Annotated in this window: 16 protein-coding genes and 1 pseudogene; 10 read left to right on the plus strand and 7 right to left on the minus strand. The window is 71.1% G+C overall.

Translation table 11 applies throughout. The features are described from left to right. Positions 1-23 precede the first annotated feature (23 nt). On the plus strand, positions 24-992 hold the full coding sequence (locus AS97_RS43470) for an acetylxylan esterase (protein WP_059144395.1): 969 nt from the start codon (positions 24-26) through the stop codon (positions 990-992). A gap of 225 nt (positions 993-1217) precedes the next feature. Further along, positions 1218-4352: a discoidin domain-containing protein gene (locus AS97_RS43475; RefSeq protein ID WP_210566837.1), complete on the plus strand. Its 3135-nt coding sequence runs from the start codon at positions 1218-1220 to the stop codon at positions 4350-4352. 176 nt (positions 4353-4528) lie between these two features. Here AS97_RS43475 and AS97_RS43480 read toward each other — a convergent pair whose 3' ends face one another. After that, positions 4529-6166, minus strand: a complete 1638-nt coding sequence (locus AS97_RS43480) for a glycosyltransferase family 39 protein (RefSeq protein WP_210566838.1) — start codon at positions 6164-6166, stop codon at positions 4529-4531. Between the two features lie 127 nt (positions 6167-6293). Here AS97_RS43480 and AS97_RS43485 point away from each other — a divergent pair, with 127 nt between their 5' ends. From AS97_RS43485 to AS97_RS48140, 3 genes and pseudogenes are all read left to right on the plus strand, one after another. After that, entirely contained in the window at positions 6294-6974 is a 681-nt protein-coding gene (locus tag AS97_RS43485; RefSeq protein ID WP_210566839.1) for a response regulator transcription factor, read from the plus strand. Then, entirely contained in the window at positions 6961-8472 is a 1512-nt protein-coding gene (locus AS97_RS43490) for a HAMP domain-containing sensor histidine kinase (RefSeq protein ID WP_210566840.1), read from the plus strand. Before AS97_RS43485 ends, AS97_RS43490 begins: the two co-directional genes overlap by 14 nt. Positions 8473-8620: 148 nt before the next feature. Continuing rightward, positions 8621-8818 (plus strand): annotated as a pseudogene (locus tag AS97_RS48140) (transcriptional regulator); the annotation flags it as partial. Positions 8819-8825: 7 nt separating this feature from the next. Here AS97_RS48140 and AS97_RS43495 read toward each other — a convergent pair. Both AS97_RS43495 and AS97_RS43500 read right to left on the minus strand, forming a co-directional pair. After that, positions 8826-9491, minus strand: coding sequence for a TetR/AcrR family transcriptional regulator (locus tag AS97_RS43495; RefSeq protein ID WP_210566841.1), 666 nt, complete (start codon positions 9489-9491; stop codon positions 8826-8828). Positions 9492-9507: 16 nt separating this feature from the next. Further along, positions 9508-10266, minus strand: a complete 759-nt coding sequence (locus tag AS97_RS43500) for an SDR family oxidoreductase (RefSeq protein ID WP_059144400.1) — start codon at positions 10264-10266, stop codon at positions 9508-9510. Between the two features lie 366 nt (positions 10267-10632). Here AS97_RS43500 and AS97_RS43505 point away from each other — a divergent pair, with 366 nt between their 5' ends. From AS97_RS43505 to AS97_RS43525, 5 genes are all read left to right on the plus strand, one after another. Continuing rightward, positions 10633-11769, plus strand: coding sequence for a hypothetical protein (locus AS97_RS43505; protein WP_210566842.1), 1137 nt, complete (start codon positions 10633-10635; stop codon positions 11767-11769). A gap of 517 nt (positions 11770-12286) precedes the next feature. Then, positions 12287-13522, plus strand: a complete 1236-nt coding sequence (locus AS97_RS43510; RefSeq protein WP_210566843.1) for an acyl-CoA dehydrogenase family protein — start codon at positions 12287-12289, stop codon at positions 13520-13522. Between the two features lie 74 nt (positions 13523-13596). Then, positions 13597-14382 (plus strand): lysophospholipase, encoded by a 786-nt coding sequence (locus AS97_RS43515; protein ID WP_236670347.1) that lies wholly within the window; start codon positions 13597-13599, stop codon positions 14380-14382. Between the two features lie 34 nt (positions 14383-14416). Continuing rightward, entirely contained in the window at positions 14417-14956 is a 540-nt protein-coding gene (locus AS97_RS43520) for a flavin reductase family protein (RefSeq protein WP_059144404.1), read from the plus strand. Between the two features lie 14 nt (positions 14957-14970). Next, positions 14971-15990: an LLM class flavin-dependent oxidoreductase gene (locus AS97_RS43525; RefSeq protein ID WP_059144405.1), complete on the plus strand. Its 1020-nt coding sequence runs from the start codon at positions 14971-14973 to the stop codon at positions 15988-15990. A 35-nt stretch (positions 15991-16025) separates the two neighbouring features. Here AS97_RS43525 and AS97_RS43530 read toward each other — a convergent pair whose 3' ends face one another. Genes AS97_RS43530 through AS97_RS43545 form a run of 4 tightly spaced genes read right to left on the minus strand, consistent with a single transcriptional unit; the run spans position 16026 to position 22128 of the window. Next, positions 16026-18983 (minus strand): glycoside hydrolase family 2 TIM barrel-domain containing protein, encoded by a 2958-nt coding sequence (locus AS97_RS43530; protein WP_210566844.1) that lies wholly within the window; start codon positions 18981-18983, stop codon positions 16026-16028. A gap of 44 nt (positions 18984-19027) precedes the next feature. After that, a complete protein-coding gene (locus tag AS97_RS43535; RefSeq protein WP_093467904.1) occupies positions 19028-19864 on the minus strand; it encodes a carbohydrate ABC transporter permease in 837 nt (278 codons plus the stop codon). Between the two features lie 12 nt (positions 19865-19876). After that, complete coding sequence (locus AS97_RS43540) at positions 19877-20848, minus strand: sugar ABC transporter permease (RefSeq protein WP_210566845.1); 972 nt, start codon at positions 20846-20848, stop codon at positions 19877-19879. Continuing rightward, positions 20845-22128: an extracellular solute-binding protein gene (locus tag AS97_RS43545; protein ID WP_059144441.1), complete on the minus strand. Its 1284-nt coding sequence runs from the start codon at positions 22126-22128 to the stop codon at positions 20845-20847. Before AS97_RS43545 ends, AS97_RS43540 begins: the two co-directional genes overlap by 4 nt. Positions 22129-22140: the final 12 nt, after the last annotated feature.

A 22140-nucleotide genomic window follows, 5' to 3' on the forward strand; every position in this document is an offset into this window, starting at 1 on the left:
CCTTCTGAGGAAGACAGTCCTGCATGGCACTTTTCGACCTTCCACGCGAACAGTTGCACCGCTACCGCAGCGCTTCCGCCGAACCGGAAGACTTCGACGCGTTCTGGTCCGCCACACTGACGGAGGCGCGGCAGCACGACCTCGACGCCCGCTTCGAGCCCGTCGACACGGGCCTTGTCACGGTGCGGGTGTACGACGCCACGTTCGCCGGCTTCGGCGGTCACCCGGTGAAGGGCTGGCTGACGCTGCCCGCGGCGGCCGCCGAACCGGTGCCCCTGGTCGTGGAGTTCGTGGGGTACGGAGGCGGGCGGGGACTGCCTCACGAGCATCTGCTCTGGGCGTCCACCGGCCGGGCGCACTTCGTGATGGACACCCGCGGACAGGGCAGCGGCTGGGGCGGCGGGGGAGGCACTCCGGATCCGGTGGGCGCCGCCCCCGCCTACCCGGGATTCATGACCCGCGGAATCGACGCGCCCGAGAACTACTACTACCGGCGGGTGTTCACGGATGCCGTGCGGGCGGTGGAAGCCGCCCGCACGCATCCGCTCATCGACGCCTCCCGTACGGCGGTCATCGGGGAGAGCCAGGGCGGCGGGATCTCCCTCGCGGTGGGAGGGCTGGTCCCCGACGTGCTGGCGGTCGCCCCGGACGTGCCGTTCCTGTGCGACTTCCCGCGCGCCGTCACCCTGACGGACTCGGCCCCGTACCGGGAAATCGGCCTGTTCCTGCGCACGCATCGCGGTCGCACCGAGGAAGCGCTGCGCACGCTCTCCTACTTCGACGGCGTCCACTTCGCCGCTCGCGGCCGGGCACCCGCGCTCTTCTCCACCGCCCTCGAGGACCAGACGTGCCCGCCCTCCACCGTGTTCGCGGCCTTCAACGCCTGGGCCCACGAGGAGAAGTCCATCGAGGTGTACGACTTCAACGGCCACGAGGGCGGCGGGCCGTACCAGGCGGCGGCGAAGCTGAGGTGGCTCCGGCTTCTGATGTGACACGGGTGGCGGACCGGACCGCCGCACGACCCCCGAAACGGCCGGTGGGCGGCCCTGCCCCCACCGGCCGGCCAAACCTGCCCGGAAACACCCCGGCCGCACGGACGGCCCCGTGAAAACGGGTGAACGGCTGACGTCGCACCCGTTGACGCATGGACCGGACCGTCGAAGAATGTGCGCCGCCCCTCTTTTGACAACGTTGTCCATCCTGCGAGGTATCGCCCCGTGTCGCATCAGCCCCTGCCCCTGGACCGCCGCCGCTTCCTGCACCTCGCCGGTCTCACGGGTGCGCTGGCCGCCCTGCCCCCGCTCACCGCAGCCGCGAGCGCCCAGGCGGCGCACGGCAGCACGGACACGCCGCCCGACGCCGTCGCGGCCACCTATCTGCGGGTGCTCCTGGACCACACCCGGTGGTCCGAGACGCAGTGGGACGAGGCCCAGGGCCACTACCGCGCCAAGGACTTCGGGTTCGCCGTGGTGCTCGGCAACGCGGTCCTGCTCACCCACGGCACCTATGACGCGGCGCGCGCGGGCACCGACCGGGAGACCCTCGAGCGGCGCACGCTCGCCACGATCCGTCACTTCGCCGCGTCGAACCGGCTCACCGGCGGCGACGAGTGGGGCCGCAAGCTCTTCTTCGACACCACCTTCCAGTCGTACTTCGTCCTCGCCGCCCGGCTGCTGTGGAAGGACCTCGACACCGCGACGCGGCAGAACGTCGAGACCATCGTCCGCGAACAGGCCGCCTACACCGTGTCGCTGGGCAGCGGCGACGACCCCGCCTCGGGCGACTGGACGCCGAACGGCCTGAGCGGCGGATACGTCGGCGACACCAAGCTGGAAGAGATGGGCCTGTACGCGCAGACCCTCGCACCGGCGCTCGCGTGGGCCCCCGAGGACCGCCGCGCCGCCGACTGGGCCACGTGGTACGGCATCTGGTCGCGCAACGAGGCGGGGCTGCCGCCCGCCGACCTCGCCAACCCCGCCCGCGTGGACGGCGTCGCCGTCTCCGAGAACACCGCCCGCAACCTGTACGACACCTTCATCGTCGAGAACCACGGCTCCTTCGGCCCGCACTACCAGGAGGAGCTGTGGCGCACCTCCGGCCGCAACGCCGCGCACTTCCTGGCCGCCGGACGCCCCCTCCCGCAGGTCCTCGCGCGGCAGCCGAACGCCCAGCCGCTGTGGCGCACCCTGCTGGGCGTCATGAGCGACGCGGGCGAACCGCTGATGCCGATGGTCGCCGACCGCGAGCACCTCTACGGCAGGGACGTCATCCCGCTCGCCTTCCTTTCCCAGGTGATGCGGGACCGGGCCGCGGCGCGCGCGGAGCAGGAGCTGGCGTCGCGGCTGGAGGCGTACCAGCAGTACCCGCCCGAGCACCGGATGGCGAAGTTCTCGGGGGAGCCGAAGTACGAGCCGGAGGCGCGCGCCGAGATCGCGATCAGCTATCTGCTGCATGTGTGGGCGGCGGCGTCCGGGCGGCCCGTCGAGGCGCTCTCGCGTGAGGAGATGTTCGCGCGGGCGTCCGGCGTCACGGACTTCGGGACCGGCCCCGGACTGGTGTCGCACCAGTCGCGCACCGCGTGGGCCGGTGCCGTGACGAAGCCCGGGTTCGTGAAGTTCGCCTGGCAGCCGGGGCACGACGACTGGCTGTTCCGGCTCAGCGGCGCCACCCCGATGTTCCTGCCCGCCTCCGACGCGAAGATCCAGGGCCGTACCGTGCGCGTATACGAGTCCCTGCGCGACGGCTTCGACGGCAGCGCGACGCTGCTGCGCCTCGACGGCGGCTGGGCCGGGTTCGCGACGCTCCCGACAGGCGCCGTCGTCTACGCGAGCAGCGGCATCGCCGACGCGGAGGGCCACCTCGAGGTACACAACCTGACGATGCCCGGCATGCCGGGGCTCGACGGCGCGCGCACCTACCGCTTCGAGGAGGGCGAGGCGACCGTCCGCGCCCGCGACACCTCCACCGACACACCCGCCGGACGGGTCGACGACCTCGGCTTCACCTCCACGACGGTGCGCCACGTCCGCATGCTCGGCGTGCGACCCGACCCGGCCTACGGGTACTCCCTGTACGCCTTCGAGGTGCGCGACGGCGCCCAGGGCGCCGACCTCGCGCGCGGCGGGTCCGCCACCGCCTCGTCGGCCGACGCCGGGAGGGGCGCGCCGCTCGCGGTCGACGGCGACGCGGCCACCCGCTGGGCGGTGTCGAAGGCCGACCGCCCGCGCGCCGACAGCTGGCTGGCCGTCGACCTCGGCGCCGAGCGCCGGATCGACCGGGTCACCTTGCGCTGGGAATCGGCGGCCGGCCGCGCCTACCGCATCCAGGGTTCCACGGACGGCCAGCACTGGAGCGACCTGGCAGCCGGGCCGAGCCCGGCGGTGAGCAGCCGCGGCGGCTGGCTCGACGTCGACGGGCGCGCCGGGCTCGTGGTGCGTGACGGCCGGAGCCCGATCGGCGTCTACGACGACAAGATCGTCCTCGGCGACGGCCCGGCGGCACCCCTCCTCGTCGAGGGCTTCCCCGGCACGTCGGCCGGGAAGCTGCGCGCGACCGCCCGGGGTACCGCACCCACGGCGGAGGACACCGCGGTGCGCACGACGCTGACGGACGGACACCTGACCCTGTTCAACCTCTCCGGCGAGCCCGTCAGGACGCGGATCACGATCCCGCGCACCGGCACGGAGGACACGGTGGTCTTCGAGGGCACGCAGCGGCTGACCGCCGACGGCACGTCCTTCGAGGCCGCGCTGCCCGCCGCCACGGCGGCCGTACTGCCCCCGCGCTTCACGCTCACCCCCCTCACGCGCCGATCCCTGCCGTCGGGACTGCGGGTCCAGGTCGTCGACGGCGCGACCGTGCGCCTGTCCGGGGCCTCCTGCACCCTGCGCGTCCGGGCCCAGGGGCGCAGCCAGGTCGCCGTCGTCCGAGCGGGCCGGACGATCACCGTCGTCCTGGCCGGCGCGGCCGCCTACCCGCACGACGACCTGGCTCTCGGCAGGCCCGTCTTCCCCACGAGCCCGCTGCCGGAGGGCATGTCCGACCCCGCGGCGGCGGTGGACGGCGACGCCAACACCGCGTGGACACCGGGCACGCGCGGCCGCATGGTCGTGGACCTCGGTGCGGCCCGCCCGGTCCGCCTGGTGGAGGCGGAGTGGACGTCGGGCGCGGTGCCGGGAGCGAAGGTCGGCTTCAGCACGGACGGCATCACCTACCGGGACGCCGGGAGCCTCACCGGCCGGGGCCGCGCGCGCCGGCTGACCGCCGCCGGGACGGCCCGCTACGTCAGCCTCGAGCTCGACGGATCGGAACATGCGGCGGTGTCACGCCTGCGGCGGCTGACGGTGCGCTGACCGCCCCGCGCCCGCCGGGCCGTGCGGCCGTCGACCGCGCCGACGCTCGCCCGGCGGGCACCAACGCCACGCTGGACCAGGTGCTGGCCTGGAGCGGGGCCCTCGCCCCGCTGCGCGCCGCGTAACGGACACGACTGGCCGCCTGAGCGCCGTCCCGCGGAGGGCAGGCGGGGCGGTCAGGCCGACATGGGCTCGGCCGGTGGGACCCACCGCGGTGACGACGACGTCACCGCGGGGACCCCGCCGGTCCGGCCTGCCCGTGCGGAGGTCGACAACCGGGCGCGCGATACCATCACCCCACCGCTCGCTCCCGGGCTGTCGGATCCAGCACCGGCCTTCGGAGATGGGGCGTGGCCTCGGACATAGACGGTGACTCGCGCCCCGTTGACATGGGTTGTTCCGTACTCGCGGAAGTAGCGCCGCAGAGTGCTTGCCTTCGCTTCCTCCTGCGGGTTGGTCGGCGACTGCGCACCCGCCGGGCCGCGGACCGCGACGATCCGGTCGAATTCCAGCATGCGTGCCGCTATGTCCTGGGCGGGAAGCTCGACACCGGCAAGTGTGTTCGACGAAACGGCGTCCTGTGCCAGGGCCAGATCCGTCAGGAAACGGGTGTCCCCGGGGCTGGCCGCGGTGAAGGCCCGGTACTGGCCGGAGAGATAGAGCAGCCCGTCGCCGGGACGGCCTTCCTCGCGTACGGCGGCGCCGACGGCGGTGACGTCATTGCTCCGGCTCTGGGGCGTCCTCAGCGAAAGGCTCGGCGGGACGAGCGCGGCCAGTACGGCAACCGCCGCGATCCACACGGTGCGGGAAGACCGCCGTCGGTGGAAGTAATCCATCCAGGCGCCCAGCAGCAACGCGATTCCGATATTGCTGTAGAGCACGTACCGGTCGACGAAAAGGGGCTTGACCAGTGAGGCGATCAGCAGCAGAAGGCCCGGAAGCACAAGAATCGGCACAGCCAGCACGGAAAGCCGCACGGGCCCCCTCACCCCCAGGCGCGCTCGGGCACACGCCACGCCCACGACCGCCACAACCAGGAAATAGCGAAGCCGCACCGGTCCGCCGATCCAGGACACCTGCCCCGACTGCCCCGCACTGCGGATCGCCAGGGGCAACAGCCCGGCCACAACGCCCGCGGCAGTCACACTCCACGCCCTCAGCACCGGTCGTGGGACACGGGAGACGACCAGTGTGACGCCGTGTGCGACCAGGGCGAGGACCGCGAACTCATGGAGCAGACAGGCCAGCAGCATGGTGGAGCCATAGACCGCCCACCGCCACCGGGCGCGATGCGGGACGCTGACCACGAGCGCATAGGTGGCCCACGTGACCAGGGCACAGACCATGGCATACGAGCGGCCTTCCTGCGCGTACTTCTGTACCTGCGGAAGGAGCGGAAACACCAGCCCGGCCAGCAGCCCGGCACGGGGTCCCGCCAGGCGTAGCCCCAGAAGCCCGATTCCGCTCGCCGCCACGGACATTGCCAGCACAGACGGCAGCCGCAAGGTCAGCAGGCCTCCGCCGAAGAGACCGAAGATCTCATGCATCACGGTGTAGTAGAGGGCATGGACCAGATCAATCTGCTGGGCGGTGAACCATATCCGCGAAAGATCGCGGTGCGCGAGCTGATAGGTGACGGACTCGTCCCCCCACATGGTGTTCTTCCTGCGGATACCCCAGAGCCCAAGAGCGATGGTCAGCGACAAGGGCGCGATGACGACAACGGCTTTGGCCGGGCCCGCTGATCGCCGACGGGCGGGCACGGGAGGGAAAACCGTCCTGGCCACGGCGGGGCCACGTTCAGCAACGGACATCAGCGGCAGGGCCTTTCAGCAGCGGTGGAGAACTCCGCCAGCGTGCCGGGACCTCGTTGACCGGCCGCTGACCCAACCTGACCGGACGATCAGGAAGGCGGGCCGGCGCTGTGCGAGGCTGCACCGCATGCGCATCCTGGTGGTCGAAGACGAGGTGGACCTTGCCCACACCCTGCACACCGGTCTCACCGCCGAGGGCTACAGCGTCGACCTCGCCCATGACGGCAGGCAGGGCCTGTGGATGGCCCGGACCGGCGAATACGCTCTCGTCGTACTGGACTTGATGCTGCCCGGACTCAACGGCTACAAGGTCTGCGACCAGCTGCGCCGGGAGGGCAACGCGACCCCCATCCTGGTGCTCACCGCCAAGGACGGGGAGTGGGACCAGGCGGAGGCCCTGGACACGGGGGCCGACGACTACCTGGCCAAACCCTTCTCCTACCTGGTGCTCGTCGCACGGCTGCGGGCCCTGGTACGACGAGCCGCCGCGGTCGCCCCGCCCGTCCTCGCCGTGGGCGACCTCTCGTTGGACGTCGCCGGCCGAATCTGCCGCCGGGCCGGGACCCGGGTGGACCTGACACCCCGGGAGTTCGCGGTGCTGGAGCTGCTGGCCCGCCGGGCGGGCCAGGCGGTCCCCAAAACCGATCTGCTCTATCACGCGTGGCCCGACGAAGCCCTGGATCCCAACCTGGTGGAGGCGCGCGTCAGCACCCTCCGCAAGAAGGTGGACACCGCGTTCGACCGGCAGTCGCTACAGACCGTGCGGGGTACCGGCTACCGACTGGTGGACGACCGTGAACGCGACTGAGCCGCGACGCCGCTGGTGGCCGCGTTCGGTACGGTCCCGCACGGCTCTGGCCGTCGCCGCGACCGCCGCCGTCATCCTGGCCGGCCTCGGCTGGTGGGTACACCACGACGTCTACCGCCAGAGCACGCAGATCGCCGAAGGGCAGGCGGAGAAACAGCTCCTGGCTTTCCTCGATCAGTTGAAGGAGGGTGCGGCTCCCGTTCGCCGAAGCACCGTGCCGTACGAGGTCGTCGCGACCGGCCGACGCGCCGCTGTCGCCTACGGCGGAGGCATGGAGGAGTTCGATCCCGGCACCCGCCATGTGCTGCCCGCCCCACCGAAGGCCGAGTCGCCCGCCCCACCGGATGGCGGGACAGCCTGGGGCTATACGACCCGTCCCATCCGCATACCGGCGCCCCACGACTACAAACCCGGGGGCGCATTCGACAAGGACGGTGGGACCTACCTGGTCATGTACGCCGAGATCAGGGCCGATGAGCTGAGCGGCGACGAAGTCGCCGCTCTGGGTGTCGCCGCCGACGCCCAACTGCGGGTCTATGTGGTGGTGCTCCCGCGCGCAGCCGAGGATATCGCCGAGGCAATCACCAGGGCCACCGACGGCCGGCTGCTGCGGGCCGGGCTCGTCGGCCTCGTACTGATCGCCGCCGCCGCCTACTTCGCCGTCCGTATCGCGCTGCGGCCGGTCGAAGCCATCCGCGTCCTCACCGCCTCGGTCACCGCGAGCGACCCCCGCGAACGCGTCACCGTCCCCGCCACGGGACACGAGATCACCGCCCTGGCCACCACCATCAACACCACCCTCCAGCGCCTCGACAACGCCGCCGCCCAGCAACGCCGCTTCGTCGCGGACGCCGCCCACGAACTACGCAGCCCCCTCACCACACTGCTGGCCAGCCTGGAAGTCGCGCTCGCCTACCCGGAACGCACCGACTGGCCCGCCGCGGCCACCACCGCCGCACGACAGACCCGCCGCCTCCACACCCTCGCCGAAGACCTGCTGCTCCTCGCCCGCCTCGACACCCGCACCCCCACAGCCGACCCCGAAACCGTCGACCTGACGGCCCTCGTCACTCGGCTGACCGAGCAATACCCCCTCACCGAAAGGCCGTTGGCCCTCACCTGCGACAGCACCGCCCCCGCACACGCACACGGAAACCTCGACGAATACGAACGGCTGCTGCGCAACCTCATCGACAACGCCACCCGCCACGCCGCACACCGCATCCAGATCACCATCCGAAACCAGGACGCCTGGGTCGTCCTCACGGTGCACGACGACGGACCGGGCGTGCCCACCGAGGACGCCGAGCGCATCTTCGAACGCTTCGTCAGGCTCGACGACGCCCGCTCCCGCGACCACGGCGGCACCGGCCTGGGCCTCGCCATCGCCCGCGACCTGGCCCACCGCCACCGAGGCACCCTCACCCTCACCCCCCGGACCCTCGGAGCATGCTTCCAGCTACGCCTTCCCCGAGCCCCCGCCCCAGCCGAGAAATGACGGCGTGCCAGGCGCTCGCGCCGCCTACTTGGCGCCGGAGGTGGCGGTGTCGGGAGGCGGGTTTCCGCGCCGGCCCTGCCCCCGAATGGACACGCGGCCTGGTCTCAAACCTGCTGCCGGACTGACAACACCCACACGCCGGTGCCTGGTGCCCGGTGGGGCAGAGATCCGCGCTTTGAAGTCCCGCCGTGACAAGGTCACGCCTGAGCGGGCGGGTCTGCCCGTGTACGGCAGTCGGCGGGTTCCAGGGCTGCGGCGGAGCGAGGCCGCGATGCTCGCCGGAGTGAGCGTTGAGTACTCCACCCGTCTGGAGCGCGGCAGCCTGGGCGGGTTGTCCGAGGGTGTTGGGACTGTCACACCCCAGGCGCGTTCCATAGCTCGCTGAGCTCCGCCCAGTCCGGGGCCGGTCCCGGCAGGATGGTGGTCTGATCGGCGGCCGGGGGGCGCAGTCCGGCGAGAACCAGGTCCAGGTAGCGCAGATGGAGCGCAGTGGCACGCTCACCGGTGACGGGAATCCGCGCAGCGAGATGTTCGAGCAGCAACGGGATGTCGGCGGAGGTGAAATCCGCACGTAGCACGCCTGCCCGGTGCGCGCCTCCCACCAGGTCGTCCAGGGCGGCCCGCAGCCGGTCGGCGGCGGCCACGACTTCGTCCGTGGCCGGCAGCCGCCCGCCGACCTGTGGGAGAAGCGGACCGCTTGACCCCTGGGCCGACAACGCGTCGTGCAGGAATCGGGCGAAGGCGGCCCACGCGTCCGGTTCTTCGGCGAGTGCCGTGTGTGCCTGGGCGACGAGCTGCTCCATGCCCGCGAGCCGCATGCGCTGGGCCAGTAGTTCCTTGCTGGGGTAACGGCGGTAGAGACTGCCCATGCCGATGCCCGCTCGACGGGCGATCTCCGAGACGGGGGCGTCCCAGCCGCGCTCGGCGAAGACTTCGCGCGCGGCCTGGATGAGACGGGCGTCGTTGCGGTCCGCCTCACGTTGGCGGCCTCGCGGTTTGCCTGTGTGCGTATCACCCATGACGCAGCATTCTCCCTTAAGAACGCGCCACCCCGTGCCCACCGTCGACGGTGAGCACCGAGCCGGTGACGAAGCCGGCATCGTCGCCGACGAGCATCGCGATCGCGCGGGCCACGTCCTCCGGCTCCGCGACCCGTCCGAGCGGGGTGCGCTCCACCAAGCGCTGCTGGAATTCCTGCGGCATCCCAGCGCTGGCCTCGGTACGCACGAAGCCGGGCGCCACAACATTGACCTTGATGCCGAGTGGACCTGCCTCGTAGGCGACGAAGCGGGCGAAGGTGTTCAGTGCGGCCTTGGCGGTGCCATGGGCGGCCATACCCGTGGTGGGTGGACCGTCGGCCACGGCACTGGAGACGTACAAGATCCGTCCCTGCCCTCGCGCGCCCATGATCGCCAGGGCCTGCTGGGTGAGGGTGTAGACGGATGACAGTTCGTCCGTCACCTTCCTCTTGAAGTCATCCCAGGGCAGGGTCTGCACGGGGGTCGGGGTGAAACGGGCGCCGGCGTTACAGACAAGGACATCCAGGCGTCCGTCGACGGCGGCGCGCTTCAGCAGTTCGGCTGCCTGGTCGGGGTCGAACACATCGGCCTGCACGGCGAAGGCGTCGCCGCCGTCGGCCTCGATGAGCTTGACCACCTGGTCGGCCGCCTCACGGTTCGAGAAGTAGTTGACCGCCACGCGGTATCCGCGAGCCGCGAGTTCACGCGAAGTCGCCGCGCCGATTCCCCGGCTGCCGCCGGTCACCAGAGCCGTCGGCCTGCCTGTCGCCTTCATCTGTCCTCCGTGTCGGCGGAACGAAGTGTGTCGCGTTCAACCTATCGGAGCGGAGCGCTCCGTTCAAAACGCTCCTCCGGCCGACGGAACAGAGAGAGCACGGCCCGCCCCGGGGCGGGCAGGTCCTGCTCGGTGTCCGCACACTGGGGCCGATGGCGCGCTCCGTCAGGACGGAGGCACCTCCCGGCTCTTTCACATGGATGCCACAGACGGCGCTCTGCGAAGCCATCTCGGGTCCAGCGAGAGGGAAGCGGGGGCGTCCGACGTGGGCGATCACTTCGTCGGCCGCGCGCAACGCAGCCTGAATCACTTGTATGTCCGCTTGCTCCCGCCAAGGCGGCCGCCGCCTCATGTGAGGATGTGGCAATGGCATCGCTGACGAAGCACGGCAGGCGGAGGGCCGGGCTCGTGGCCGCGGCGAGCGTGGCGCTGGCGCTGACCGCCTGCGGCCGGGGCGGCTCCGACGACGGGGACTACGGCGGCCGCGAGGCGAGGTACAAGCGCGTCATCGAAGACGCTCACCCGCGCCCCGCCAGTGTCATCGAGGCGGCCGGCGCACCCACCGACGTCGTCCGCGCCGAGGACGGCTCGCTGCTCCTGACGTACAACGCCGGCAACGTCGAGGACGACGAGGGGCCGGCCGCCACCGCCTGGCGCATCGTCGGCCCCGACGGTCATACGGTCGCCGAGCACGCGGAACACGCGGACGCGGAGGCGGCGCCGGCCGCGTTCAAGGGGGTGCGCGGCGGCTTCGTGCGGGTACCGCCGGGCGAGGGAGCCGAGGGAGCGTACGCCCTCGATGTACGCGGCAAGCCGCACAAGGTCATCAGCACCGAGACCCCGCTGCGCACCCGCCCCGGCGACGTCCTGCTCGCCGAACTGGAGCCGTCCCTCATCTACCGCCCCGCCACGCGCACTGTGGCGCCCCCGGCCGGAGTGCTGGACGACGCCATCCGCCTCGCCATCGACGAGCGAGGCACGGCCTGGAGCCTGGACCAGCCCCTGACCGAAGACCCCAACCGCGTCGTATGGCAGCACGACGGTCGCATCCTTGGCTCCACGGCCGTCCCGAAGCCGTACACGGGGGGCATCCTCGCCGCGCGGGGTGGCACCGTGGCGCTGTCCCTCACCCGGGGCGAGGGCGTACGCGGCCTGTTGGTGACGACGGACGGCGGCGAGCACTGGCGGACGGTCCTCACCGGCGGCATTCCCTGGCGAGACCTGAAGCGTGGCCCGGAGTCGCTGGTCCTGGAGGTGCTTGCGGACGGGCGGCTGCTCGTCGGCGAGGAAGGCGGCCGCTACTGGCTCGCCGATGACCACGCCAACAGCGCCTTCCACGAAGTGAGGACGCCGGCGAAATTCACGTCGATGACCGTCGACGGCACGACCCTCTACGGCATCGCGGACGCGACGACGGCGACGTACGACCTGGTGAAGGGCGAAGGGCTATGGATCTCTCGCGACGGCGGACGCGAGTGGCGGCGCTACGAGCAGCACGGGTAGCGGCGTAACGAGTGCGCGCAGCCCGGGGGCCGGGTGGTAGCCGCCTCGTCAGCGCTGATGCGCTGACGAAAGCGCAGGTCGCCAGGGTTCCGCACAATGAGACACCTAAAGGTGTCCATTGACAGCGGCTTCTGCGATCACGACCATAAGGGATATGCACTCGACGCATCCGGGCGTGCTCTGCCGCTACGTGGACTACCTCCGCACCTCCAGCGCTCTCTGTCGCTGAGCGGCGATTCTCACCGTCCCTGGGAGCGCTCGGCACCTTGCAGGTGACCGCTTTCCGCCACCGGCCCGGCCCGGAATTTCTCTTCGACTCCCGTGATGTGGGGGCGATCAGACGCGCCCACATCACGGGAGTCGCTCCGGACCTCCCCCTCGGGTCCGCGTCCGCCGCGCCGATCGCCACGCTCCCGGGGGACCGGACCGCCGCGGGCGCCGCACTCCGTACGACCACCGTGGCCGCCGCACCCGTACGACCATGACCCCCGACGCGACAGCCACTCCGGAGACCCTCATGACCCCCACCACCGACCGGACCCACCGCCCCACCGCCCTGCCGCCCCTGGACCTCGACCGGCTTCCCGCGCTCACCGCGGCACTGGCCGCCCGCGCCCCCGCACACGACCGCGACGCCTCCTTCCCCGCCGAAGGGGTCGCCCTGGTCCACGAAGCCGGGCTGCTCACCGCCACCGTTGCCACGCGGCACGGCGGGCCCGGGGCCGGGCTCGCCGACACCGCCCGCATCCTGCGCGCCCTCGGCGCCGGGGACCCGGCCGTGGCCCTGGTGGCGGCCATGACGCTGTTCGTCCACGCCGCCGAGGCCCGCACGCCCGCCTGGCCGGCCACCGTCTACGGCGACTTGCTCGCCGAGTCGGCCGCGGGCCCGGCCCTGGTCAACGTCCTGCGCGTCGAGCCGGAACTGGGCAGCCCGATCCGCGGCGGGCTGCCCGCCACCACCGCGCGGCGCGACGGCGGCCACTGGCTGCTGACGGGCCGGAAGATGTACTCCACGGGGGCGATCGGGCTCAGCCGCATGCTGGTCTTCGCGCGCACCGAACCCGGCGACGGGGAGCCCGTACGCGTCGGCACCTTCATCGTCCGCGCGGACAGCCCCGGGCTGACCGTGGAGCCGACCTGGGACCACGTCGGTCTGCGGGCCAGCCGCAGCGACGACGTCGTCCTGGATTCGGTACCGGTCCCCGCCGACGACGTCATCGGCCTCACCGAGCCCGGCGACACGCCGGGCGCCCGCCCCGACCCGGTGACCGGGGCCTGGAACGCCCTCGCCCTGACCGCGCTCTACCTCGGCGTCGCGGGCGCCGCCCGTGACTGGCTGACCGGCTTCCTCCACGAGCGCGTGCCCACCGCCCTCGGCGCGCCGCTCGCGACCCTGCCCCGCTTCCAGAGCGCCGTCGGCGAGATCGAGACGGCCCTCATCGGCGCCGACACACTCGTGGACGCGCTCGCCGCCCGCGTCGACGCGGGCGACCCGCAGGCCGTCGAACAGGCGGGCGCCGCCAAGGTCCTCGGCACCCGCGCCGCCATCACCGCCGTCGACCAGGCCCTCACGCTCACCGGAAATCACGGCCTCACGCATGCCAACCCCCTCCAGCGGCATTACCGGGACGTGCTCTGCAGCCGCGTGCACACCCCGCAGGACGACTCCGTCCTCACCGCTGCCGGCCGCGCGGCACTGGCCCGCCGGTGCACATCCGCCGCATCCAACCCGCCACCCTCGAAGGGCAATTGACCCATGGCCCCACACTCTCCGGCGCCCGCATCGTCGGTCGACTTCAGCGGCATGATCGAGACCCAGGAGACCCGATGACCACCGCACCCACCGTGCCCGCCACCACGGTGCGCAGCTGGCAGCCACCCACCGGAATCCTGCCGCGGGGCACCCTCCTCGTCCTGCCCGGCCGCGGCGAACACGGCGGCACATACGAGCGCTTCGGCCGCAGACTCGCGGCGGACGGCTATGTCGTGCACGCCCTCGATACAGCCCCGGAGCACACGGCACGAGAGGTGCTGACCAAGGTGGCGGCGGCCGCGGGTGAACGCCCGACCGCGCCGCTCGTCCTCATCGGCAGCGACACCGGCGCCCTCCAGGCCCTGCACATGGCCGCCGACACCGATGCGCCGCTCACGACGACGGGCCTGATCCTCGCCGGAACCGCGCCGACGACGGATGGGCCCGCGCCAGCCGCGGCCGACGACCACGACTCCGGCTGGGAAGCCGAGTTGGCGGCGCGTACCGCTTGCCCGACCCACCGCAAGAAGATCACCGACGACCGGGAGTTCGTCCGAGGTCGCCTCTTCGGCCCCGTACCGGCGCATCTGCTCCCCGACACCCGGCCCGACCTCCCCGCCCTGGTCCTGCACGGCGAGGCGGACCCGATCTCTCCGCTGGAGCAGGCCCGCGGCCTGGCCCGACGGCTGCCACACGCGACCCTCGGCGTACTGCACGAGGGCGTGCACGACGTGCTGAACGACGCCACCCACCGCACCACGGCAGCCACCATCGTCCTGTGGCTGGAACGCCTGCGCGCCGACCGGGGGATGAGCCCGATCCTCACCCTCGAAACCGGCGCACAGCCCGCACATTCCTGACCATCCGGCACCGCCCCCTGGGAAGGGAATCAGCATGACCGTGTCCACCGACCGCCCCGCCACCGAGCCGGCGACCGTCCCCACCGGAGCCGATGGGGGCGACATACTCCGACGGACCCTGCGCCGGCACGCGGCCGGCGTCACGGTCATCACCGTGCCGGGTCCCGCCGGGTTCACCGCGACCTCGTTCACCTCCGTCTCCCTCGATCCGCCCCTGGTCTCGTTCTACCTCGGCACCACCGCCTCGACCGCCGGTGCCGTCCAGCGCGCGGACCGCTTCGCCGTCCATGTGCTGGGCGCCCACAACGCCGCGCTCGCGGAGGGGTTCGCCCGCAGTGGCACCGACCGCTTCTCGGGTGTCTCCTGGCAGGATGCGGGCGACGGTCTCCCGGTGCTCGACGGAGTACCGGCCTGGCTCACCGCCCGCGTGACCCGGTGTGAACAGGTCGGTGACCACTTCCTCGTCATCGGTGAGGTTCGGTCCGGAGGCGGTCCCGCGGAGGGCCCCGCCCTCGTCCACCACGACGGCGCGTTCGCCACCGCCGTCGGCCTCACCTCGTTGACCGTCATGTGACCAGGAGCCGCACCATGCCGCTGACCTCGAAACCCTTGCGGAAGCTGGGTTTCTTGACCATAGGGCTGTTCGACGAGGCCGACCCTCGCCGGGGCCATGAGTCGACCTTGCAGATCATCGAGATGGGCGAACGGCTGGGCTTCGACAGCGCCTGGGTGCGCCACCGCCATCTGCAATACGGCATCTCCTCGCCGATGACCGTGCTGGCGGCGGCTTCGCAGCGCACCAGCCGCATCGAGCTGGGCACCGCGGTCATCCCCGTGGGATGGGAGAACCCGCTGCGGCTGGCCGAGGACCTCGCGACCGTCGACATCCTGTCCCGGGGCCGCCTCAACCCGGGGGTCAGCGTCGGTCCGCCGAACCACTACGACCAGGTCAAGGGCGCGCTCTACCCCGACACCGCCGACGTCGAGGACTTCAGCCACGAGCGGGTGCGACGACTGCTGGACTTCGTACGCGGCGAACCGGTCACCGACTTCAGAGGTGTCGAGGGCTTCGAGGTGTTCTCCGACCGTGTGCAGCCGCACTCCCCGGGGCTCGGCCGCCGCATGTGGTACGGCGGTGGCAGCCTGCGGTCGGCCCGGTGGGCCGGTGAACACGGAATGAACCTGCTCACCAGCAGTGTCGTGAAGGCGGAGGAGTCCGAGGACTTCGCCGAGATCCAGCTCTCGCACCTACGGACCTTCCGCGCCCACCACCCCGACGGCGACCGTGCCCGTGTCTCCCAAGGGCTCGTCGTCATCCCCACCGACACCGCCTCGCCGGAGCAGCGCGTGAAGTATGAGCAGTACGCCCTGCAGCGCACGCCGCGCACCGCCACGCCTCAGGGACCGGCGCGCATGATGTTCGCGCCCGATCTCGTCGGCACTTCCGAGGAGATCGCCGAACGGCTCGCCTCCCATGCCGCTTTCCGGGAGGTCGACGAGGTGGCGTTCGCCCTGCCCTTCACCTTCGACCACGAGGACTACGTCCAGATCCTCACGGACATCGCCACCCGGCTCGGCCCGGCACTGGGCTGGCAGGCGGCCCCGTAGCGCGCATCACCTCCTCGTCACCCGACGCGGGCGTCTCACAGCGGGCGCAGCACCCATGACCAGCGGTAGGTGCCGGGGCCCAGCCGGTAGCGCGGGAGGGTGTCCGGACCGCAGGACGCGGTGCCCAGGCCACGGTGGGCGGCGTCGAGATGGACCACGCACCTCGGCCTGGGGGCCAGTTCGTCGTGGTGGGAGGCGGCCGCGAGGTCGGCCGCGCGGTACCGGGTGACCGAGACCTGGCGGGGCGCGTCCAGCCGTACGCCGAGACCGGTGCCGGTGTCCGACAGCAGCGCGAAGCGGCGTACGCCGGACCGGCCACCGCTCTCCTGCGGGCGCAGATAAGGGGTGAACAGGCCGTCCACGCGGGCCCGGTGGTGGCCCACCGGGCCGCCCGTCCGCCGGTCCGGGTAGGTCTCCCAGGGTCCCTGGCCGTACCACTGAAGGTGGTTCAGCCCGGCCACCGTCTCGAAGACCGTGCCCACGCGTGCGACATCGATCAGCCCCTCGGGGAGGACGGCGGTCTCCTCGATGAGCAGGCCGTCGTCATTGAGGAGGCCGAAGACCTGCTGGTGCTCGACGGGCCCGGCGCCGGTCGGGTAGGCGGAGCGCACGCGGATACGGCCGTCCGTCCGGTCGACGGAGACGGGTTCGCGCACGAGCCGGTCGAGGCCCAGCGTGCGCCAGTGGTCCGCGGCGCCGCCCAGCAGGTCGTTGTCGGTGGGCGCCCGCCACAGGCTCAAGGTGGGCGGACAGGTCAGCAGCGGATGGCGCAACAGCCCTTCCGCGTCGATGTCGGGGGAGTGGGCGGACACCGCCACGGACACCGCCGCCGGCGGCGCAGGGGCGGGCCGTTCGCGCACCTGGATCTGGGGCGCGCACACCTCGGTGCCGCGCGGCGCCCAGGGCTCGTCGTGGCGTGTGGTCACATGCAGCGTCAGCCATGCCTCGCCGCCGCCTGCGGCGCCCGCGGCGGGCAGTTCGGCCAGCAGCCCGTGGGGCAGGGGCAGCTCCGCCGAGGTCCCGGGCGGGAGGTGGGGCAGTACGGCCGGGGCGGTGCGGGTGCCGCCGTCCTCGACGGACAGCCGCCACTCGGCCGTCAGCCAGGACACATCGCGGAAGTGCTGGGCGTTGGTGACGCGCGGCGGGCGGCCAGGTTCGCTCCGGGCCAGCCGCACCGGGGCGGCGATCTCGCGGTGCTCGTACAGGGCGGGCTTCGGGGTGCGGTCGGGGAAGACCAGACCGTCCGCGCAGAACGCGCCGTCGTTCGGCACATCGCCGAAGTCCCCGCCGTACGCCCAGCGGTAGCCGTCGGCCGCCACCCCGTGGGCGTAGGCGCCGGACGCGGAAGGGCCCGCGGGGCGGCCCGTGGCCAGGCGCTGGAGGATGCCGTGGTCCCAGAACTCCCAGATGAAGCCGCCCTGGAGACCCGGGGTGGTCTCGATGGCCGCCCAGTGGTCGGCGAGGGTACCGTTGCTGTTGCCCATGGCGTGCGAGTACTCGCACAGGATGAGTGGCCTGGTCTGCTCGCCGGAGGCGGCGTGCGCGGTGATCTCGTCCAGTGACGCGTACATCGGGCAGAGGATGTCGGAGGCGATGTCCGCCCCGGACCAGTCGGTCTTGGCCGCCCCCTCGTACTGCAGCGGGCGGGTCGGGTCGTAGCGGCGCAGCCAGCCCGCGGCCGCGTCGTGGTTCGCGCCGTAGTCGCTCTCGTTGCCCAGCGACCACACGATGACGCACGCGTGGTTCTTGTCCCTCAGGACCATGCGTGAGACCCGGTCCACGAACGCGCCCAGATAGCGGGGGTCGTCGGCGATCTCGTGTGCGTGGTCGTGGCTTTCGATGTCGGCCTCGTCGACGAGGTAGAGGCCCAGCTCGTCGGCGAGGTCCAGCAGTGCGGGGTCGTTCGGGTAGTGCGAGGTGCGGACGGCGTTGAAGCCGAAGCGCTTGATGGTCTCCAGGTCGGCGCGCATCTCGTCCGGGGTGACGGTGCGGCCGGTGAGCGGGTGGAAGTCGTGCCGGTTGACGCCACGTATGAAGACGCGTTCGCCGTTGATCAGCAGGTCGTTGCCCACGATCTCGACGGTGCGGAAGCCCACGCGGTGGCGGGAGGTGTCGGCGATGGATCCGTCGGGGCGGTGCAGCCGGATGTCGAGCCCGTACAGCTCGGGGGTCTCGGCGGACCAGCGGCGTACGTCGGGCACGGTCGCGAGGAGGCGCGCCTCGCCGAGGAAGTCCGAGACCCGGTCCTCCCGGACGCACCAGGCGGCGTACTCCTCATCCGGTGCGAGCCCGCCGACCCCGTCGAGGTGTCCGGACACGCGCCAGCCCGCGGGCAGTGGCCCGTCCGCGTGGCGCACCTGGACCTCCACGCGCAGCCGTCCGTCGGCGGGGGCGCTGATCTTCACGTCGGCCAGATGCAGCGGGTCGGTGGCGTAGAGGAGGACGGGGCGGGTGATGCCGCCGTGCCACCAGTGATCCTGGTCCTCGATATGCGAGGCGTCGGACCACTTGACCACGGTCAGCCGTACGGTGTTGGCCTCCCCGGTCCGTACCGCGTCGGTGATGTCGAACTCGGACGCCAGGTGCGAGTCCTTGCCGATACCCACGGCCCGGCCGTTCACCTCGGCGATCAGCACGCTGGTCGCGGCGCCCACATGCAGGATGACGCGGCGCCCGGCCCACTCGGCCGGGATGTCGACGTCGCGCTCGTGTACGCCGGTGGGGTTGGCGGCGGGGGAGTGCGGCGGGAAGTCGGGCCAGGGCATCCGCCAGTTGGTGTACTGCGGCACGTCGTCGGTGTCCTGTGTGGTCCAGGCGCCGGGCACCTTCAGATGCCGCCAGTCCTCGGACGGGGGCACCTCCGGCGCGGGCAGCAGCTGGAAGCGCCAGTGGTCGTCGTCCAGCGAGAGGGCGCCCGCCCCGCGGTCCACGGCGTGCATCGGCAGCCGCCGCCAGGAGGTGAGTTCGGGTGACTCCCAGGGACGCAGGTCCATCGGGCGCGGATACGAAGAAGGCGTGTTCAGCGGACGCGGATCCATCAGCGGATGGCCCCCTTGGCGAGGTCCGCCATGATCTGGCGGGCGCCGATGAAGAACACGACGAGCAGCGGGATCAGGGCGAGCAGCGCACCGGCCATCACCATGCCGTAGTCGGTGGTGCCGTTGACGCTGTTGAGCTGCGAGAGGGCGACCTGGAGCGTCACATGGTCCGGGTTGATCAGGGCGATCAGCGGCCAGGCGTAGTCGTTCCACTGGGCCATGAAGGTGAAGATGCCGAGGAAGGCGAGGCCGGGCCGGACCACGGGCAGCGCCACATGCCAGTACTGGCGGAGGAAGCCGCAGCCGTCCAGCCGGGAGGAGTCCATCAGTTCGTCGTGGATGGAGCCCTTCATGTACTGGCGCATCCAGAAGATCCCGAAGGCGTTGGCGGCCGCCGGGATGACGAGCGAGGTGAGGGAGCCGATCCAGCCGAGCTTCGCCATGATCACGAACTGCGGGATGGCCTGGAGCTGGGCGGGCACCATGAAGATGCCCATCATGATGACGAACAGCGCCCGGCGGCCCGGGAAGTGGAACTTCGCGAAGACGAAGGCCGCCAGCGAGTCGAAGAACAGCACGAGGAAGGTCACCGAGACGGCGACGATCAGGGTGTTGAACATCGACCCGAAGAAGTCGATCTTCTGGAAGAGATGGTGGACGTTCTCGTCGAAGTGCGAGCCCGGCAGCAGCTTCGGCGGGTACTGGAAGATCTCGGTCGACGAATGGGTCGACATCACGATGGTCCAGTAGAACGGGAAGAGCGAGACGAGCACACCGGCGATCAGCGAGATGTGCAGGGTCAGCCCTCTGGCGCGGGTACCCTTCATTCCTTTCACTGCGGTCTCCCTCTACTTTTCCCCGCGCTGTACCAGGCGCCAGTTGACGATCGAGAAGATGGCGACGACCAGGAAGATGCCCCAGGCGATGGCGGCGCCGTAGCCGAAGTCGTTGTTGTCGAAGCTCTGCTGGAAGAAATAGAGGACCATCGTCTGGCCGGAGTTGCCGGGGCCGCCCGCGAAGGTGGAGGTGTTGTTGGTGTTGGCCAGCAGCACCTGCGGCTCGGTGAAGCTCTGCAGACCGGTGACGGTCGAGACGACCAGGGCGAAGAGGATGATCGGCCGCATCATCGGCACGGTGATCCGGAAGAAGGTCTGCACGGGCCCGGCGCCGTCGACGCGGGCGGCCTCGTAGAGCTCGCTCGGAATGGTCTGGAGCCCGGCGAGGAAGATCAGCGCGTTGTAGCCGGTCCACTGCCAGGTCATCAGCACGGCAATGGAGACCTTGATGCCCCAGTCCGTGTTCAGCCAGGCCACCTGGTCGAGTCCGAGCCCTTGCAACACGGCGTTCGCGAGGCCGAAGTTGGTGGAGAAGATCGAGGTGAAGATGATCGCCACGGCGACGACCGAGGTGACGTTCGGAAGGAAGTACGCGAAGCGGTAGAAGTTCTTGAACCGCACCGCGGAGTTGAGCATCACCGCGGTCACCAGCGCGATGAACAGCATGGGCAGGGTGGCGATCGCCCAGATGATCAGGGTGTTGGTGAGGGAGTTCCAGAACTGTCCGTCGCTGAGGAGATAGCGGTACTGCGACAGGCCCGCGTACTCCATCGAACCGAGGCCGTCCCACCGGTGGAAGGAGAGATAGAGCGAGAAGCCCACCGGGATCAGGCCGAAGCACAGGAAGAGCAGATAGAAGGGCGAGATCGCCAGATACAGCCGCCAGTACCCGAGCACCGAGCGGGGCTTGGCGCGCGCGGGGACGGATCTCACACCGTCGTCGGCCGGCGCGCCGAGCGTGGGGGCGGCACCTACTCCGGTCATGTCAGCACTCCCAGGTGGTCCGCTATGCGCCGGCACTTGGCCATGGCGTCCTTCCACGCCCGGCGGGGATCCTTGCCCAGGGCGTTCACATTGCGCAGTTCGTCGGAGACCGCTTGGTCCAGGGGGTAGTCGTACGGGCTGTGGTAGGCGATCGGGATCTTCTCGGCCGTGGGGCCGAAGACATCGATGGTGGCCTGGCCGCCGAAGAACGGGTCCGGCGCGCGCATCGCCTCCTGCTGGTACGAGGCGGGGGTGGACGGGAAGAGCGTGGCATCGGTGAAACCGCGGGTCTGGTTGTCCGCGTTCAGCAGCCAGGTGACGATCTCGAAGGCCAGCTCGGGCTTCCGGCAGGACTTGGTGATCGCCAGGAAGGAGCCGCCGTTGTTGGCCGGGCCGCCGGGCAGTGCGGCCACCCGCCACTTCCCCTTGGTCTTGGGCACAGTCAGCTTGAGGTCGCCGGCCACCCAGGAGGCGCCGATCTGGCTGGGCAGCAGGCCGTTCTCGATGGCCGCGTTGCCGTCCGGGGTGCCGGACTGGTACCGGGAGCACAGGCCGCGCTCATACGCGTCGATCGCCATGTTCCAGGCGCGGCGCACATGCTCGTGGTCGCCGATGAAGCGCCGTTCCTCATCGACGTACCGCTGGGTGCCCTGCGCGATCATGTACTGGTAGATCGTGAGCGCGTCGATGACCATATGCGCGCCGCGGACCTTCTTCTTCAGCCGCTCACCGGCCGCCAGGTACTTCTCCCAGGTGTCCATCTCCTTGCCGACGTCCGCCGGATCGGTCGGCAGCCCCGCCCGGTCGAACACCTCGGGCATGAAGTAGTGGGCGACCGGGCCGGTGTCGATGGGAAAGCCGATCATGCTGCCGTCGGGAGCGATGCCCTCGGCCCACTTCCACGGCAGGTACTGGTCCTTGAGTTTCTCCGCGCCGAGTGTGCGCAGATCGATGAACTGCTCCGCGTTCGGCAGGTACGAGGCCATGTCCTCGCCCTTGAGACCGGTGATGTCGGGTACGTAGGCGCGCCCGGTCATCGTGGTCAGCAGCTTGGATTTGAAGTAGCCGCCGATCTGGGCGGGTTTGAGCGAGACATCGGTGAAGCGCTTCTTGGCGTCCGCCACGACCTTGTCGCTCAGCCCGCCGGTCCAGTACCAGAGGGTCATGTTCCGGCCGGTCGAGCCGTTCGGAACCGAGCAGCCTGCCGTGGTGCCGCCGAGCGCCGCGGTCGCCGTGGTGGCGAGGCCCGCGTACAGCAGTGCTCGTCGCGAGAGGTGCACCGCTCCCACCGC

This window comes from Streptomyces sp. AgN23 (assembly GCF_001598115.1).
GTDB classification, from domain to species: Bacteria; Actinomycetota; Actinomycetes; order Streptomycetales; family Streptomycetaceae; genus Streptomyces; species Streptomyces antimycoticus.

Coding starts and splice junctions, on each gene's coding strand:
- AS97_RS43480 (WP_210566838.1), bottom strand. CDS start 6,166: ATGTCCGTTGCTGAACGTGGCCCCGCCGTGGCCAGGACGGTTTTCCCT.
- AS97_RS43525 (WP_059144405.1), top strand. CDS start 14,971: ATGCCGCTGACCTCGAAACCCTTGCGGAAGCTGGGTTTCTTGACCATA.
- AS97_RS43540 (WP_210566845.1), bottom strand. CDS start 20,848: ATGACCGGAGTAGGTGCCGCCCCCACGCTCGGCGCGCCGGCCGACGAC.
- AS97_RS43505 (WP_210566842.1), top strand. CDS start 10,633: ATGGCATCGCTGACGAAGCACGGCAGGCGGAGGGCCGGGCTCGTGGCC.
- AS97_RS43510 (WP_210566843.1), top strand. CDS start 12,287: ATGACCCCCACCACCGACCGGACCCACCGCCCCACCGCCCTGCCGCCC.
- AS97_RS43485 (WP_210566839.1), top strand. CDS start 6,294: ATGCGCATCCTGGTGGTCGAAGACGAGGTGGACCTTGCCCACACCCTG.
- AS97_RS43520 (WP_059144404.1), top strand. CDS start 14,417: ATGACCGTGTCCACCGACCGCCCCGCCACCGAGCCGGCGACCGTCCCC.
- AS97_RS43470 (WP_059144395.1), top strand. CDS start 24: ATGGCACTTTTCGACCTTCCACGCGAACAGTTGCACCGCTACCGCAGC.
- AS97_RS43500 (WP_059144400.1), bottom strand. CDS start 10,266: ATGAAGGCGACAGGCAGGCCGACGGCTCTGGTGACCGGCGGCAGCCGG.
- AS97_RS43515 (WP_236670347.1), top strand. CDS start 13,597: ATGACCACCGCACCCACCGTGCCCGCCACCACGGTGCGCAGCTGGCAG.
- AS97_RS43495 (WP_210566841.1), bottom strand. CDS start 9,491: ATGGGTGATACGCACACAGGCAAACCGCGAGGCCGCCAACGTGAGGCG.
- AS97_RS43530 (WP_210566844.1), bottom strand. CDS start 18,983: ATGGACCTGCGTCCCTGGGAGTCACCCGAACTCACCTCCTGGCGGCGG.